This window comes from Cutibacterium sp. LaCa_89, from assembly GCF_058177555.1.
The window spans coordinates 216,107-230,869 of sequence record NZ_CP190889.1; the positions used below are offsets into that span (position 1 = coordinate 216,107).

The following is a 14,763-nucleotide window of genomic DNA, read 5'->3' on the forward strand; positions in this document are numbered from 1 at the left end:
ACTGTCATCTCATCGCCTCGATGACATCTCTGGCGATGGGAGCCCCGAGTCGGCCTCCGGAGACCTCGTCGATGGCGGTGTCTGAGGATTGGACGAAGACCGCCACTGCGACGTGTGGCTTGTCCGACCACCCAACGAACCACGCGTAGGGAGCCTTGCCCTTCATCGTCTGCGCAGTACCGGTCTTTCCGCCAACGGTGACCCCGTCGATGCGTGCCCTCTTACCAGTGCCGTTGTTGACCACCGAGACCATCATCGACTTCAGCTGCTCGGCCGAGTCCTTCGTCATCGGCTGCGACATCTGCTTGGGATGATGCTCGGAAACCACCTGAAGATTCGATGCCCGAACCTGCGTGGTGAGATAGGGGGTCATGAGCTTGCCACCGTTGGCGATTCCGGCGGTCACCATCGCCATTTGGAGCGGGGAGGTCGCGACGTCGAACTGGCCGATGGAGCTCTGCGCCAGCTGAGCGTCGGTGAGGTCTTCGGGGAACCTCGAGGCGACCGACGAAATGTCGGAGTCGACAACCTTGCCAAACCCGAATTGCTTGGCCTGATCACGGATCTTGTCCTGGCCTAGGCCCACCCCGAGCTTGCCGAAGGCGGTGTTGCATGAGATGTCGAGGGCATGGGTCAGAGTGATCTGCTTGCCCCCGCAGTTGGTTTCGTTCGTCAACGGAGTGCGGGTGCCGGGCAGGATCCAGTTCTCCGGCGCATCCACTGTGGAATTCGGGGTGTAGCCGTTCTGCAGAGCTGCAGCGGCCGTCACCAGCTTGAAGGTTGAACCGGGTGCGTAGATCTCTCGGGCGGCGCGGTTGGACAGCGGAGACGACTTGTCCGCAACGAGTTCCTTCCATGCCTGGCTGGTGTGGTCGAGGCGATGGGAGGCCAGATCGTTGGGGTCGTAGGAGGGGGAGGATGCCATGGCAAGTACCGCGCCGGTGGTGTAGTCGAGCGCAACGACGGCGCCCTTCTTGCCCTTGAGACCTTCCCATGCGGCGTCCTGGGCCTTGGCGTTGATCGTCGTGGTGATCGAGCCGCCCTCAGGCTTGTGACCGGACAACGTCCCCGTGATTCGGGAAAGCCACTGGGTGTCGGAGGTACCCGTCAGCTGGGCATTCTGGGTCTGCTCGAGCATGGAACGCCCGTAGTAGTAGGAGTAGTACCCGGTGATGGGAGCGTACTCCGGCCCGGAGGGGTAGACGCGCTGGTAGGCGAATTTGCCGTCGCTTGACTTGGTGGTCGCGATGGGCATCGAACCGACGAGGATGTCACCACGGTTCTGGGAGAACTCGGCGTCGCGCACTCGAACGTTGCGAGGATCGTTGTTGAGGCTGGCCTGCCGGAAGATGGCTGATCCGGTGAGATTGGCCATGAGGGCCAGGAACATCAGCCCAGCGAGCAGGGAGACTCCGCGAATCTGCTTGTTCATCGCGTGCCTCCATTCGGGATGACGGCGGTGACGTTCTGGGCCTGGGGGTCGGCGGGAACAGTGGCGACGAAGTCGTCGTCAGGTTTTCGGTTCCGGTGCGACACGATCATGATGATCGCGACGATGATCCAGTTGGCCACCAGGGACGACCCGCCTTGGCTCATGAATGGCGTCGTCAGACCGGTAAGGGGCAGTAGCCGGGTGACGCCACCGATGATGGCGAAGACCTGGAGAGCAAGGGTGAAGGACAGTCCAGCGACCATGAGCTTGCCGAACTCGTCGCGACAGCCGAGGGCCGTGCGCATGCCGCGAGCAGTGAGGATGAAGAACATCACGATGACGGCCATGAGGCCGGTGATGCCGAGCTCCTCGCCGATCGAGGTGGCGATGAAGTCGCTCCATGCCAGTGGCACCATGCCAGGGCGGCCGAGCCCCCAGCCGCGACCGGCGAGACCACCCCACGCCAATCCGAACTGGGCCTGGATGATCTGATAATTCTGGCTGTAGTCAGTGAAGGGGTGCAGCCAGGAGTCGAAGCGGATGCGGACGTGGCCGAAGAAGGCGTAAGCCAGCGCAGCACCGCCGACGAGGCTGGCCGCTCCCAGAATCGCCCATCCGACACGCTCGGTCGTCATGTACAGCATCACGACGAACATGCCGTAGAAGAGCATTCCGGTGCCTAGGTCGTTCTGGTAGACGATGACGAGCATCGTCGCAACCCACATCACCGCGATCGGGCCGAGGTCACGGGCGCGCGGCAGGGTGATGCCAAGGAATTTGTGGCCGGCACGGGAAAGCACATCGCGGTTGTCGACGAGGTAGGCCGCGAAGGCGATGGCCAGCAGCACCTTGGACACCTCGGCGGGCTGGAAGCTGTAGGAACCGACGTGGATCCACACTCGCGATCCCAGCACCGACATTCCCAGGCCGGGGACCAGCGGCAACATGAGGAATCCCAGTCCGACGATGAACAGCACGTAGGGGTACTTCTGCAGCTTGCGGTGATCCCGCAGCATGAGCAGGGTCGCCACGAACAAGATGATGCCCAGAGCCGTCCACAGGGCCTGGGTCTCCATCCGGTGATAGTGCGGGTCGGGGATGAGGTCGATGCGGTGAATCATCGCGAGCCCGAGCCCATTGAGGGTGAAGACGATGGGCAGAATCGCGGGATCGGCGTAAGGAATGACGATCCTCACGATGATGTGCGCGATGACGGTCATTCCCAGCCAGACGCCGCCGACCATCATCCAGGTCTCGGGCAGCTCATGGTTGATGTTGAGCTCGGTGAGTACCCAGCCGCCGAAGCCAATGGCCCAGGCGATGAGAAGCATGAAGAGTTCCGTCCAGCGTCTCTTGGACTGGACGACGACGGTGCCGTCATCGAATTCCGGTACGACACTCATCAGCAATCACCCGAACTGACGGCGGGGAGGTCCACCTCATGCCCCGAGGCGCTCGGTGAGGGCATCGCGGGGGTCGGTACTGCGGACGGGTGAGGAATACCGGAACTGCTGGCGGACGATTGGGGTGATGCCGACGGGGTCGTCGAGGGTCTGGTCGGGGCAGCAGGCGGGGTCGTCGCCATTTCGCGCACGGCCTTGCAATGCTCGGCTCCGGTACGCAGCTCAGCAACCGTGGAGTGGGCGGACTCCATCGAGGAGACGCGGATGTTCTCCGAGACTCGATTTCGGTAGTAGCGCGGAAGATCAGTGGTCTTGACGTCCGTCGTCTCAGCGACGTGGGAGAGCTGGATCCACGCCAGGCTGTCCGGTGATCCCTGATAAATCGCCACCGCATTGCCGTCGGTACCCACGTAGTACTGCGTGTCGAGGTAGGCGCGAGTGCCAAAGATGCCGCCGGCGACGACAACGGCGACGGCGAGGACGACCACGGGCCACAGCCAGTGGCGACGACGGCGTGTCCGGGAATCCACGGGCGCATAGCGCATCGACTCCTCCGCCTCGGAGTCGAAGAGCACGGTCGACGTGCCGTCGTCCTTCGTCGCGGAGGACGGTTGCTCGACGGAGAGCGGAGCGGTGACCTCGTGCTCGGGAACCTTGCGGGTCGTCGCTGCCCCGATGATGTGGGGCTCGGAGGCGTCCAGGACGGGATCAGCCTCGACGACCTCGGCGACGACGATGGTGATGTTGTCGGTGCCGCCACCGGCATGGGCGTCCGTCGTCAGCAGGTCGACGGCGTCGTCCAGATTGGTGGTGTTGAGGTGCTCGGCGATCGTCTCGTCGTCGACGAGACCGCACAGTCCATCAGAGCAGAAGAGGATGCGGTCTCCCAACCGAAGATCCACGATCTGGGTGTCCGGGACGTGCTGGGGCTGGCCATTGAGCACCTTGAGAAGGAGGGACCGATGCGGATGAACGGCGGCCTCCTCGGGGGTGATCCGACCATCATCGATGAGGGACTGCACCCACGAGTGGTCGTGGGTCATCCGCTTCATACGGCCCTGACGCAGCAGGTAGCCGCGGGAGTCACCGATGTGGACCACGCCGAGCTGGGTGCCTGAGAACATCGCTCCGCAGAAGGTCGTCCCCATGCCCTCCAGGGAGGAGTCCCACGCCACGAGGTCGGCCAGTTCGTCATTGGCGTCAGCCACCGCACCAGCCAGAACGGTGAGCATCTCCTCTCCCTGCGGGCGGCACGGGGAGTCCTCCCCGGAGAACCTCTCGTCAGCTCGGGTGACGTGACGCACGGCGACGGTGGAGGCGAGGTCACCTGCGGCGGCACCGCCCATGCCGTCGGCGACGACGAGCATCCTCGGGGAGACGTACCCCGAGTCCTGGTTGTTGCGTCGCACCAGGCCAATTTCGGAGTGGCATCGAACGTCGAGGGAGAAGGTCATCGCTCACCGCCCGCCGGTGACGGTCATGACGGTCCTGCCAATTCGCACCTCGTCCCCCACCGACAGGCGCGTCGGGTTCTCGATGCGCTCACCGTTGACATGGGTGCCATTCGTCGAGGCCAGATCCTCGACGAACCATGCGCCGTCGATGCCGGGGCTGAACTCGGCATGGCGGGTGGAGGCGTAGTCGTCGTCAATGGGAAGGGTGCAGTCGTTGCCCCGCCCCACGGTGACGCCGTTGGCCAGCGGGACATATGTGCCGGCCCCACTGCCGGAGATGACCTGCAGACCAGTCGGTGCCGGGGCGACCTCGCGACGACGAGCCTTGCGGCCCTTGCCACCTCGCCCAGAACCCACGGCAGCGGCCTCAGCATTGCGAGGCACCCGGTGACCGTAGATGTCGGTACGAATGACGTTCGTGACGAGCAGGATGAAGATCCACAACACCGCCAAGTAGGCAATGCGTAACAGTGTGACGAGGAATTCGCTCACGATCACATCCCCGTCGGAGAATGGACCAGCATCCGTGTGGAGCCGATCTCGATGCGTGACCCGTCGCTGATCTCAGCGCTGGAGACCTTGACTCCGTTGACCGACACCCCATTGGTGGAGTTGAGATCCTCGATGGACAGGCCAATTCCGTCGCCCTGGGGCCAGACGTTGACACGAGCATGGAGACGAGAAATGCCCGGATCGTTGATGCGAATGTCAGCATCGGAACCTCGGCCGATCGTCAGGCCCGGGGGAGTGAGGGGATGACGCACCCCGTTGACCTCCAGTACCAGCGGCGCACGACGGCCAGCGGTGGCCTTGGCGTGGTTCTCGCCCGTCAGAACGGTGAATTTGCCGACTGGTAGGGAGTCGTCCAGGTCGTAACGGATATGGATGGGCCCGTTGAAGACGTAGTGACGCTCGCTGGCGTGGTCACGCAGGGTCGGGATGATCTCGGCATTGAGGGTCTTGGTGTAGGGGACGAGACGCTCGTAATCATGGCTGGACAGCCGGACCACGAAATCATTGGGAACCAGTGACTTGTCGCGGGACAGGATCTGCGCTTCGGAGTCGAGCTCGCGCTGCAGCCGACCGGCGATCTCCACCGGCTCAACCTCGCCACGGAAGGCGCGCGCGAAGACGCCACTGACGGCGCCTTCGATCGACTTCTCGACCTTGTCCAGGAAACCCACCCGGCTCCTCCTTCCGGCTGACATGTCAGGCTGGGCGGCCCGTTTCACACGGGCTACCACCATGCGAGTGTACCCAGAAGGTCCGACGATACCCTGTGGCGGTCGTGTTCCGCGTGGCGGACGTCGCACTCGAAAGCGGCTTCGGAAGCGCCACCGGGGCCGGTGGGAAGGTCAGCGGCGGCTGCGCCCCACGGTGAACATGAGGTCGAGCCATGCGTCACCGATCTTCGAGCTGCCATGGTCGGAGACGACATCGGCCGCAGACTCGCGCTGGATACGACGCAGCGGGGCATCGGCCATGCCCTGGGAAAGAGCGCTGGCCAGTTCCTCCATGTTCGTGGCCGGATATCCGCTGCGAGAGAGGATGTCAGCTGCCGCAGGGGTGTCGGCGTAGGCGATGGCGGGCAGTCCGGCACCAGCAGCGTCGAGGATCCGGGAGGCGAGGTCCTCCTCGCGGGTCAGGACCAGGGCCAACTCGCTCTGGTTCATGATGGTGTTCTCAGATCCGGTCGGATGGATTCCGACGTCACGGCGGGCGGCCACTGCGGAGTGGACGCGGGTCTCGTCGTCGAGGCAGACCTCCAGGGACCAGCCGGGGACGACCTGGCAGGCTCGGTCGAAGGTGGCGAGGGCTTCCGAGAGCTCCTCATCGGTGCATGGGCCGAGCAGGGCGACTCGCTTCGGGCGGTCACCAGGGGCCGGGCTGGAGCCTGCGGCCGGCACACCGATGGAGTGCACCGGAACACCGAGATGCTTCCAGGGATTGGTGTCGGGGTTCGGGGTGACGACGAGGTCGACGAGCTGGGGGAGCTCATCAGGAGCCTTGTCGGGGTCGGTGGCGAGCAGGACGACGACCGGACGGTCGGCCTGGCCAGCGACCGGGAGATCAGCGACCTCGTCGAGACGGTTGGGATCGGTCACGATGATCGCGGATTGGTGGTCGAGGCTCTCGCCGAGGTCTTGGCGAGTTTTCTCCTGACGGTGGAGTGACCACTTCTTCAAGACCTTGCGGGCCGGGGCCGGCACCGACGAGGGGACCGTGATGCCCTCGGATCCTTCGATCGGAAGCTGTGACACCTCGATTCCACGGCGGGAGAACTCGTCGGTGAGATCGGCGACGAGGCGATCGGGACGGTTGTCCCCGGTGGCGGTCACCATGACGATGCGGCGGAATCCGCGGGTGACGTGGGTTGCGCGGTTGATGGTCTGGGCGAGGCCGAGATCGAGGTGCATGGTGCTCATTCTGCCGCGCGACGGGGCTTTACGGGGGTCAGCATGTGTTCTAGATCCTCAAGAAGTCCGTCCAATTCGTCGGCGCAGGCCCGTACGACCTCACTGCTCTGACGGTACGGATCCTCGATGTCGTTGGTCGCGCCGGCCGCAGAACGATTCTGAAATGCCTTGTCAATGACCAGTCGAGGGTCCATCGTGGGGTCGCCCCAGGTGAGCGCACTGGCGATGGCGACGAATTGCGGCAGGGTGAAGGTCCGTTTCATCACTTGCGGCCACCATCCGACGATGGCGTCCCGTTGTCCGGCCGTCATCGTCAATATGAGGTCGGCTTCCACCGCGTCGTCGATCTCGATCTGGTGGGAGGAGGTCGCGGTCGCCTCGGATTGATGGCGTTCGAGCTCGCGGCGCATCCGCTCCCACATCGGCAGGCCTTCCTCGGCCTGGATGCCTGAACTGGAGACCTCGAAGCGCGAGGGATTGAACAGGTGGGCTGCCCGGGCATGGCAATACGCCGAGCGGCAGATATTGGCCGTGCAGACGAAATGGATTCGCAGCGGGGCCGTCGACTGTGCGTGTTCGGTCATGATCGTCAACCTCTCGCGATCACGGTACCGAGTGATTCCAGGTGGTGGAGGTAGCTGATGACGTCCTCACAGATGTGGTCGGCAGGCACTTGGACCAGGGCGGCGACGTCCGCGACGATCTCCTCGGTCGTCGCTCCCGGGCGCTCGGCGACGGCGTCCCAGATGATTCCGCCGCTGCTGTCGAGGCGATACACCTGGGTATCCGGGACGGTAGCCACAGCTACGCCATCCTCGTCGTACGTCCAGGCCACGTTGGGGCTGATCCGCCACGTCATCGGCGTCCCTTTCGACGTCGGGAGTCCAGCTGCTTGCACACCTGTTCCCGGGCGACGTGAAAGACCTCCTGGGAGGCCCTGACGGTGCGGTCCCAGTAGCCGCGAACGATGTCGGCGCGGGTGAGGTCATGGCCGAGGTCCATGCGGAGGTGCGGTCGATTGAGAGCGAGGGAATTCAGAACTACCTTGACGGCTTCCTTGCGGGTGGGGGCGGCGCGGACTCGAGCGCGCCACTCGTGCAGACGACTGGGGTCGCCGGTCGAGAACTGTCGCCACAGGTCATAGGTGCGGTGTCCGCGGTACTGCTCCAGTTCGCCGATGGCGGCGGCCAGGGCGACCTGGGCGTCGAGATCGCGGGCCAGGGTGCGCACCGTCTGGCGCTCCTGATCGCTGGCGTCGTCCCAGCATCGCACCTTGTCGGGATGGTTCGGGTTGCCACTGCGGGCGGCATGCAGCAGGAGGATGAGGCGCTGGTCGGTGACGCTGGGAGTGTGGATGGGGGTGTGGGCGATGTCGATTCCTTGACGACGGGTCCACAGGGCTTGGAATGCCGGTGAGGGCGCGATGTCGATGCCAGGGAATTGACGGTGGACGTCGACGTAGCCGAGGAGCTCGTGCCAGTAATTGGCGGCGTGACCGAAGGCGGATCCCTTGCGGAAGTCGGCGACCTTGTGCCAGCCGTGATTGACCAGCATGGACTCGAACTGGGCGAGGTGCTCAGGACGCACGAGGACGTCTGCGTCCGTGGAGCCGCGTGGGATGACGGTGTCCTCGTCATTGACGACGCAGTGCTCCAGAAATTCTGGGGAGACAGTGGGGCCTTTGATGTGTAGCACGTCGGCGCCGCATCGGTCGGCCAGCCGTTGTAGGACGCCATGTGTCAACTCGATGCGACTCGCGGTGCGAAGTGTCCCCTCGATTACGCCAGTCATCGCTCTGGAGCTTATCAATGAAGTGGCGTCATGTTTTCATCAATATCCCGTTGCGGGTCATGGTGCCGACGAAACTCGTGAGCGCCTCGGTCAATGTACCGTCGGGCGGTGGCCCGACAAGGGCCTCGAGTTCGCGACCCAACTCGTCGAATTCGAGTGGGGTCTCGAGAACGTCCCATATCGCGACGGCGAGGGGGGAGAGCCGGAAAATGGCATCATCGACGATGACGAGTGCCTCGTCGTCCTCGAACCAGATGTCTGTGACGTTGGCACGCTGAATCAGCATGGTGCCCCCAAAAGGTCCTCAATGAATGGTCCGAGGGTGTCGTGCTCCGCGTATTGGGCTTGCCAGACCCCTCCGGTGTGCGAGATGAGATCGGCCAGCAAGCACAGTGGGTTGGGGAGTTTGTGGAGGGACGAGGACTGTTCGGCCATCGTCACCATGGCGTCAAGACGCCGCACGGGGGTGGTGAGAGTGTTGTGGGAATCGTCTCGTGCCAGCAGCACGAGGTGGCTGACGTGGGGGTCGGGGTGGCAGGGCTGCAGTCCCAGGTCGTCGGGGCTGAATTCTGCCTTCTCCCCCAAGAGGTCGGGACGACGGGTAGACAGCGGTTTGGGGTAAGGGAGGATCCGCCAGGTGTCGGGCTCGATGGCAACCGTTTCGTCGCTGATGTATCCATATCGTCGCCCCAGGTACGTGGCAAGGGTGGTTTTCCCGGTGCCGCCAGGGGCGATGAAGACAACTGAGTCCCCAGTGGCTGGGTGACACACCGCGCCGGCGTGAAACATGAGGAGGCGGCCAATCTGACGTGAGATGAGTTTCCGGGTGATCTCTTGGGTCAGGGAGGATGCCGTCATCGGGCCGGGGGCGAGCAGGACCGGTTCGGGATCCGGGGCGCTGAGGCAACGTGCCCACGCATGGCGCAGCTCCTCCTGGTCCAGCCCGGTCTTGGAGACGTCAACCTGCACCGTGGTGCCGAGGGCTGCCAAATCCATCACTTGGTCACGCCCAGGTGCTCGCGCAGCCGATGAGCAGTCGTGGCCGGGGTGAACCCGCTGGCCTCGATGCGGGACAGGTCGAGGGTGGAATGCTCGGGACGCGGTGCCAAGTCCTTGCCCTTGCCCCATTCGGCGGCGGTCGTCGGGGTGACGGTGCCGTCGGCTCCCAGCAGGGTGAAGATCTCGTTCGCGATGTCGAACCAGGTCTGCGTCGGTCCCTCGTTGGAGATGTTGTAGCTGCCGAAAGGTGCCCCGGTCGTCAGCAGGTGGATGATTGCGGCGGCAAGGTCACGGGTGAAGGTGAGACGACCGTGCTGATCGGAGACGACCTGAGGACTGATGCCGCGACGGGCCAGACTGGCCATGGTGTTGACGAAGTTGTTGCCTTCGCCGACGACCCAGCTGGTGCGTAGCACGTAGTGGCGGGGGTACGCGGTGACGATCTCGTCGGCGGCGGCCTTGGTGATGCCGTAGATGCCCAGCGGGCTGAACGCCTCGTCCTCGTTGTGGAGGGTTTTGGTGCCGTCGAAGACGTAGTCACTGGAGACGTGGACCAAGGTGGCGCGTCGGTCAGCGGCAATCCGGACGAGTTGGGCGACGCCGGAGACGTTGGCGGCCCAGACTGTGGCACGGTTGGCCGGGTCTTCGGCGGCGTCAACGGCGGTGTAGGCGGCGGCGTTGATGATGGTGCCGACCCCACTCCAGTCGAAGGTGTCTAGGCTGGCCGGGTTGGACAGGTCGAGGGTCTCTCGGGTGGTGAACTCGGCGTCGGGCAGGAGTGGGCGCAGTGCTTTGCCGAGCTGGCCGTTGGATCCCAGCACGACGGTGCGCGGTTTACGGAAGGGGATGACCCCGCTCAGCGGTGGGTGATGACGGTCAGCCTCGGACAGCTCGGCTTCGTCCAGCGGGATCGGCCACTCGATGCCCAGTGCCGGGTCGGCAAGGTTGACGAAGGTGTAGGACTTCTTGGCCTCGGCCGACCAGTGGTCGTTGACGAGGTAGGTGTAGGTCGTGCCGTCCTCGAGGGCCTGGTAGCCGTTGGCGACGCCCCGGGGGACGAACACGGCGGTTTCCGGACCCATCTCGACGGTGACGACGTTGCCGAAGGAGTTCCCGTCACGTAGATCCACCCAGGCGCCGAGGATGCGCCCAGTTGCCACCGAGACGAGCTTGTCCCACGGTTCTGCGTGCATGCCTCGGGTGACGCCTGCCTGGGCGTTGTGCGACACGTTGTTTTGTACTGGTCCGAAATCAGGTAGGCCGAGAGCGGTCATCTTCTCGCGTTGCCAGTTCTCCTTGAACCAGCCGCGGTTGTCACCGTGCAGGGGCAGGTGCAGGACGAGAAGGCCCGGGATGTCGGTGGTGTCGATGCTCAGGTCACTCATCACTGCCCTTTCGCGGCGTAGGTGGCCTCGGTGGTCTCCTTCTGGGGGAGCCACCACGACTGATTGCCGCGGTACCAGTCTATTGTCGCTGCCAGGCCGTCGCGGAAGTTCGTGTACTCGGGCTGCCAGCCGAGTTCCTGGCGCAGCTTGGTGGCGTCGATGGCGTAGCGCAGGTCGTGGCCGGGGCGGTCGTTGACGTGGTCGTAGCCGTCGATGGGCTGGCCCATGAGTTCAAGGATGAGTTCGATGACGGTTTTGTTGTCGAGTTCACCGTCGGCTCCGATGAGGTACGTTTCGCCGATCGTGCCGCGTTCGAGGATCGTCCACACGGCCGAGTTGTGGTCGTCGACGTGGATCCAGTCGCGAACATTGAGACCGCTGCCGTAGAGCTTGGGGCGTCGTCCCTCAAGGATTTCGGTGATCTGACGGGGGATGAACTTCTCGACGTGCTGGCGTGGGCCATAGTTGTTCGAGCAGTTCGAGATGGTGGCTTGGACTCCGAATGAGCGTACCCAAGCACGTACCAGAAGGTCCGAGGAGGCTTTGGAAGCTGAGTAGGGCGACGACGGGTTGTATCGAGTTTGTGGGGTGAACTTGGTGGGGTCGTCGAGTTGAAGATCGCCATAGACCTCGTCAGTGGAAATGTGGTGTAGCCGCTTTTCGTGTTTGCGGACGGCTTGTAACAGGGTGAAGGTGCCGACGATGTTGGTTTGGATGAACGGGGCCGGGCCGTCCAAGGAATTGTCATTGTGGGATTCAGCGGCGAAGTGGACGACGGCGTCGTGATGGGAGACGAGCTCGTCGACGAGATCAGCATCACACACCGATCCGCGTACTAGCTGAAATCGGTTGCGCGGCAGTCCTTCCAGGGAGGCCTCACTGGCGGCATACGTCATGGCGTCCAACACCGTCACTGTGGCGTCAGTGTTGTTGATGATCCAGTGGGCAAAGTTGCTGCCGATGAATCCGGCTCCGCCAGTGACGAGAAGGGAGTGCATAACAGGCAGTGTAGAGGAAGCAATGCTTGATGGCTTCACTCGTGGCAGGGGCGGCATGGTTTCGCGGTGGAACCGTCCTCACATCAAACCGTCTTCATGCAGTACCACGTCCCCCGTTGGTGGCCCGGCACGTGAGAGCCAACATCGCCATCCCGCCACGAGGTGCTTGACATTCGCTCGCTGACTGTCCTTTGCATCGTGAGCAGGTGTCAGTCGTTGGTCAATCCCTCGAAGATCAGGGAGGGGAAGGTGAATCAGATTCACCTTCCCCTCCCTGTCACGAGGACATCCGAGAATGCCTCAGCACTTGTCGGTGTAGTCCCTGGGTTTTGAAGACATGTCCTCGGGGACCCAGAAACTGATCGTGACGTTTCCGGGCTCGCCGTAGTTCTTCGGCAGACTGGGTGCCATGTGCACTGTGCCATTGGTGCGCACGCCACCAGTGTCGGGGAAGTCGATCTCCCCGGTCGCGCTGAAACCACCGTCCAGGCTGGGTGCGAGGTAGCTGCTGCCAGCGCCGCCGGCACCAATGGCCCCCAACTGTCCAGGGACGTCGCTGGCCGCCCACTTCAAGATCGGGTTGCGCGAAATGACGACGAGTGCCCCGGAACCACCGCCGGCGTAGCCGCCGCCACCCGCAGCCGAGGACAGCGCGATGTAGTCATCAATGTGACCGTCCCCCCTGACGCTACGCCTGCGCTCGAACTTGACAGGCGCACCCCCGTTGCCACCACCGTGGTTGCCGCCGGCCTGGCCCGCAATGATCTTGTCGAACTCGAGGTCTTTGGGGACGTACGAGGTATTTGCCGTGCTACCTCCGTTGCCGCCCTGACCGCCACGGGCTCCCGAACCGCCGGCTGCAGTGACCTGGGCATATTTCGTCTCGTAGTGGGACTGGCCGCCATCGGCGCCGTCCCAGCTCTTGCCTCCGTTGCCTCCGTTGCCTCCCTCTCGGACAGGCCAGACGTTGGGGCCCATATTCGCCGCCTCACGCGAATACGTGCCTGTACCGGCGGCTCCACCGCCGCCGGCCACCGCCACGAGCTGGCCTGGCCCCTCGGGGTCACCGCCGATGGCTATTGCCGAACCGGCGCCGCCACCGTGGCACCAACGTTCAGACCATTGCTCAGTTGAGACGGTACTGGTGTGGTAGGGCACACCCATTGACGGACCGCCGTTGCCGTAGCCGGTTGCGAACTCGACGGCATTATCGTTCCATGCGGCCGTGGGCCCGTAGCCACCGGCCACACCCCAGATGGTGAACTCCTGTGCGGCGGCCGTACCTTCGCCGGGCCGATGAATCTGGCCTTGTACTTCGGCACCGGATCCGCCCCGTTCGCCCCAGCTGTCCTTGGGGCCTGCGCCGCCCGCTCCGCCGCGGATGGAATAGCGGATGTCGGTGGCTTCGGCTGGTACCCGTACGCACTGGATGGTCTCTTTGTGTTTCTTTGCGTCGAAGGTGATGGTGACCTGCTTGCGCTGCGCGCTGGCCGCAAAGGCTGGCACCAGAGTCATGCTGGTAATCGCCGGCACTGCCCATGCAGTGCCCTTGGCCACTGACCTACGCGATACTTGCGATGGCCCAGTTGCGTGGGCTTGCCTGTCTTTGCTGTCCATGTCTGCTCCTTGAGAAGTGGCAAAGGTTCTGCCGAGAGTTATGGGGGTCTGTCGGTAGCTACGGTAGAATTAGTCAGAATATAGCACGTGCACATGGTCCACATGAAGCGTGCCGGCCACAGTGTGAACAGCTCCCTCATACAGTTGTTCGGTTTGTGCTCTGACGGTGTCGCGTTCATCCGGTTGCTCATGTCGATGATGCCCGGAAAGAACGTACGGCCGGTGTGACCTGCGCCGTGTCGTGTTCATCATGTCTGGCATGATGGGGGGCATGCGAGGCATCGTCTTGGCCGGTGGTACTGGCTCCCGACTCCACCCGATCACTCTGGGGACGAGTAAACAGCTCATGCCTGTCTACGACAAGCCGATGATCTACTACCCACTGACGACCTTGATCTTTGCCGGCATCCGGGATGTCTTGGTCATCACCACCCCTCATGAGGCCGAGGCCTTTCGCCACTTGCTCGGCGATGGTTCCCAGTTTGGAATATCCATCGAGTTCGCAGTGCAGCCCGAACCCAAGGGTCTCGCTCAGGCGTTCACCATCGGGGCCGAATTCATCGGGAGTGATTCATCGTGCCTCATTCTGGGGGACAACATCTTCTCAGGGCCGGGGTTGGGAACTCGCCTCCAGGCCAAGGCTCAATCAGTGGACGGAGCCCTCGTCTTTGGCTACCGGGTTGCCGATCCGAGCGCTTACGGCGTCGTCGAGATTGACGATGATGGGTTCGCACTGTCGATTGAGGAGAAGCCGGAGCATCCGAAGTCACATTGGGCGGTGCCTGGGCTTTACTTCTATGACAACGATGTCGTTGAGGTCGCTCGTGGTCTCAGACCCTCGGCGCGTGGTGAACTGGAGATCACCGACGTCAATCGGACCTACATGGAACAGCGACGTCTGCATGTCGAGCTTCTGCCGCGCGGCACCGCCTGGTTGGACACTGGGACGTTCGACTCCCTCAACGATGCCGGGAACTTCGTGCGTGCCATTCAAGCCAGGCAGGGTCTTCAGGTGGGCTGCCCAGAAGAGGCTGCATGGCGTTGTGGGTTCCTGTCAGACGATGATCTCCTCGCCAGGGCGGGGAAGTTCGAGAAATCTGGATATGGTGCTTACCTGCGTAGCCTGTTGACCAGCTGAGATCAGGTCCAGGGGTTTCCGATCTGGCGAGTTCCTTCGGTCATCGGCTCGAGCAATTCCGTGACGAATGTGGATCCTGGAAGTGCGGGAGACTCGAACCAGCCGTTGGTGTGGACAACCTCGATCTTG

At 63.4% G+C, this 14,763-nt stretch carries 15 protein-coding genes; 1 reads left to right on the plus strand and 14 read right to left on the minus strand.

From position 1 onward, the window contains the following. Window positions 1–4: 4 nt before the first annotated feature. The 14 genes from ACP8LP_RS00905 to ACP8LP_RS00970 all read right to left on the minus strand — a co-directional run bounded on the left by ACP8LP_RS00905 (window position 5) and on the right by ACP8LP_RS00970 (window position 13,394). Entirely contained in the window at window positions 5–1,432 is a 1,428-nt protein-coding gene (locus ACP8LP_RS00905; protein WP_016666777.1) for a peptidoglycan D,D-transpeptidase FtsI family protein, read from the minus strand. Beyond that, window positions 1,429–2,835, minus strand: coding sequence for an FtsW/RodA/SpoVE family cell cycle protein (locus ACP8LP_RS00910; protein WP_016666778.1), 1,407 nt, complete (start codon window positions 2,833–2,835; stop codon window positions 1,429–1,431). The genes ACP8LP_RS00905 and ACP8LP_RS00910 overlap by 4 nt, the downstream gene beginning before the upstream one ends. Then, window positions 2,835–4,289 carry a PP2C family protein-serine/threonine phosphatase gene (locus tag ACP8LP_RS00915; RefSeq protein ID WP_016666779.1) on the minus strand — a complete coding sequence of 485 codons (1,455 nt, stop codon included), beginning with the start codon at window positions 4,287–4,289 and terminating at the stop codon, window positions 2,835–2,837. The genes ACP8LP_RS00910 and ACP8LP_RS00915 overlap by 1 nt, the downstream gene beginning before the upstream one ends. 3 nt (window positions 4,290–4,292) lie before the next feature. Further along, window positions 4,293–4,781, minus strand: a complete 489-nt coding sequence (locus ACP8LP_RS00920; RefSeq protein WP_016666780.1) for an FHA domain-containing protein FhaB/FipA — start codon at window positions 4,779–4,781, stop codon at window positions 4,293–4,295. A 2-nt stretch (window positions 4,782–4,783) separates the two neighbouring features. Continuing rightward, window positions 4,784–5,473 carry an FHA domain-containing protein gene (locus ACP8LP_RS00925; RefSeq protein ID WP_016666781.1) on the minus strand — a complete coding sequence of 230 codons (690 nt, stop codon included), beginning with the start codon at window positions 5,471–5,473 and terminating at the stop codon, window positions 4,784–4,786. Between the two features lie 171 nt (window positions 5,474–5,644). Further along, window positions 5,645–6,706, minus strand: coding sequence for a glycosyltransferase (locus ACP8LP_RS00930; RefSeq protein WP_036975682.1), 1,062 nt, complete (start codon window positions 6,704–6,706; stop codon window positions 5,645–5,647). Between the two features lie 5 nt (window positions 6,707–6,711). Then, window positions 6,712–7,290 carry an arsenate reductase/protein-tyrosine-phosphatase family protein gene (locus tag ACP8LP_RS00935; RefSeq protein ID WP_016666783.1) on the minus strand — a complete coding sequence of 193 codons (579 nt, stop codon included), beginning with the start codon at window positions 7,288–7,290 and terminating at the stop codon, window positions 6,712–6,714. Between the two features lie 5 nt (window positions 7,291–7,295). Continuing rightward, window positions 7,296–7,565 carry a PqqD family protein gene (locus tag ACP8LP_RS00940; protein WP_016666784.1) on the minus strand — a complete coding sequence of 90 codons (270 nt, stop codon included), beginning with the start codon at window positions 7,563–7,565 and terminating at the stop codon, window positions 7,296–7,298. Further along, window positions 7,562–8,497, minus strand: a complete 936-nt coding sequence (locus tag ACP8LP_RS00945; RefSeq protein WP_484483212.1) for a nucleotidyltransferase family protein — start codon at window positions 8,495–8,497, stop codon at window positions 7,562–7,564. Before ACP8LP_RS00945 ends, ACP8LP_RS00940 begins: the two co-directional genes overlap by 4 nt. Window positions 8,498–8,525: 28 nt before the next feature. Beyond that, window positions 8,526–8,783, minus strand: a complete 258-nt coding sequence (locus ACP8LP_RS00950) for a nitrate ABC transporter (protein WP_334354727.1) — start codon at window positions 8,781–8,783, stop codon at window positions 8,526–8,528. Next, window positions 8,777–9,493 carry a hypothetical protein gene (locus tag ACP8LP_RS00955; RefSeq protein WP_334354776.1) on the minus strand — a complete coding sequence of 239 codons (717 nt, stop codon included), beginning with the start codon at window positions 9,491–9,493 and terminating at the stop codon, window positions 8,777–8,779. The genes ACP8LP_RS00950 and ACP8LP_RS00955 overlap by 7 nt, the downstream gene beginning before the upstream one ends. Continuing rightward, window positions 9,493–10,881, minus strand: a complete 1,389-nt coding sequence (locus ACP8LP_RS00960) for a sugar nucleotide-binding protein (protein WP_484483213.1) — start codon at window positions 10,879–10,881, stop codon at window positions 9,493–9,495. The genes ACP8LP_RS00955 and ACP8LP_RS00960 overlap by 1 nt, the downstream gene beginning before the upstream one ends. After that, on the minus strand, window positions 10,881–11,879 hold the full coding sequence (rfbB, locus tag ACP8LP_RS00965; RefSeq protein ID WP_063279786.1) for a dTDP-glucose 4,6-dehydratase: 999 nt from the start codon (window positions 11,877–11,879) through the stop codon (window positions 10,881–10,883). Before rfbB ends, ACP8LP_RS00960 begins: the two co-directional genes overlap by 1 nt. 300 nt (window positions 11,880–12,179) lie before the next feature. Continuing rightward, the gene (locus ACP8LP_RS00970; protein WP_490292927.1) at window positions 12,180–13,394 is read right to left on the minus strand and encodes a hypothetical protein; all 1,215 of its coding nucleotides are present in this window, start codon (window positions 13,392–13,394) and stop codon (window positions 12,180–12,182) included. Between the two features lie 373 nt (window positions 13,395–13,767). Between ACP8LP_RS00970 and rfbA the strand changes: the two genes are divergently transcribed. Continuing rightward, window positions 13,768–14,634, plus strand: a complete 867-nt coding sequence (gene rfbA / locus ACP8LP_RS00975; RefSeq protein WP_484483215.1) for a glucose-1-phosphate thymidylyltransferase RfbA — start codon at window positions 13,768–13,770, stop codon at window positions 14,632–14,634. Window positions 14,635–14,763: the final 129 nt, after the last annotated feature.

Bases quoted from the DNA above. Each gene is read 5' to 3' on its own strand.
- ACP8LP_RS00955 (WP_334354776.1), bottom strand. From the start codon at position 9,493: ATGGATTTGGCAGCCCTCGGCACCACGGTGCAGGTTGACGTCTCCAAG.
- rfbB (WP_063279786.1), bottom strand. From the start codon at position 11,879: ATGCACTCCCTTCTCGTCACTGGCGGAGCCGGATTCATCGGCAGCAAC.
- ACP8LP_RS00910 (WP_016666778.1), bottom strand. From the start codon at position 2,835: ATGAGTGTCGTACCGGAATTCGATGACGGCACCGTCGTCGTCCAGTCC.
- ACP8LP_RS00930 (WP_036975682.1), bottom strand. From the start codon at position 6,706: ATGCACCTCGATCTCGGCCTCGCCCAGACCATCAACCGCGCAACCCAC.
- ACP8LP_RS00905 (WP_016666777.1), bottom strand. From the start codon at position 1,432: ATGAACAAGCAGATTCGCGGAGTCTCCCTGCTCGCTGGGCTGATGTTC.
- ACP8LP_RS00950 (WP_334354727.1), bottom strand. From the start codon at position 8,783: ATGCTGATTCAGCGTGCCAACGTCACAGACATCTGGTTCGAGGACGAC.
- ACP8LP_RS00970 (WP_490292927.1), bottom strand. From the start codon at position 13,394: ATGACTCTGGTGCCAGCCTTTGCGGCCAGCGCGCAGCGCAAGCAGGTC.
- rfbA (WP_484483215.1), top strand. From the start codon at position 13,768: ATGCGAGGCATCGTCTTGGCCGGTGGTACTGGCTCCCGACTCCACCCG.
- ACP8LP_RS00945 (WP_484483212.1), bottom strand. From the start codon at position 8,497: ATGACTGGCGTAATCGAGGGGACACTTCGCACCGCGAGTCGCATCGAG.
- ACP8LP_RS00935 (WP_016666783.1), bottom strand. From the start codon at position 7,290: ATGACCGAACACGCACAGTCGACGGCCCCGCTGCGAATCCATTTCGTC.
- ACP8LP_RS00915 (WP_016666779.1), bottom strand. From the start codon at position 4,289: ATGACCTTCTCCCTCGACGTTCGATGCCACTCCGAAATTGGCCTGGTG.
- ACP8LP_RS00940 (WP_016666784.1), bottom strand. From the start codon at position 7,565: ATGACGTGGCGGATCAGCCCCAACGTGGCCTGGACGTACGACGAGGAT.
- ACP8LP_RS00960 (WP_484483213.1), bottom strand. From the start codon at position 10,881: ATGAGTGACCTGAGCATCGACACCACCGACATCCCGGGCCTTCTCGTC.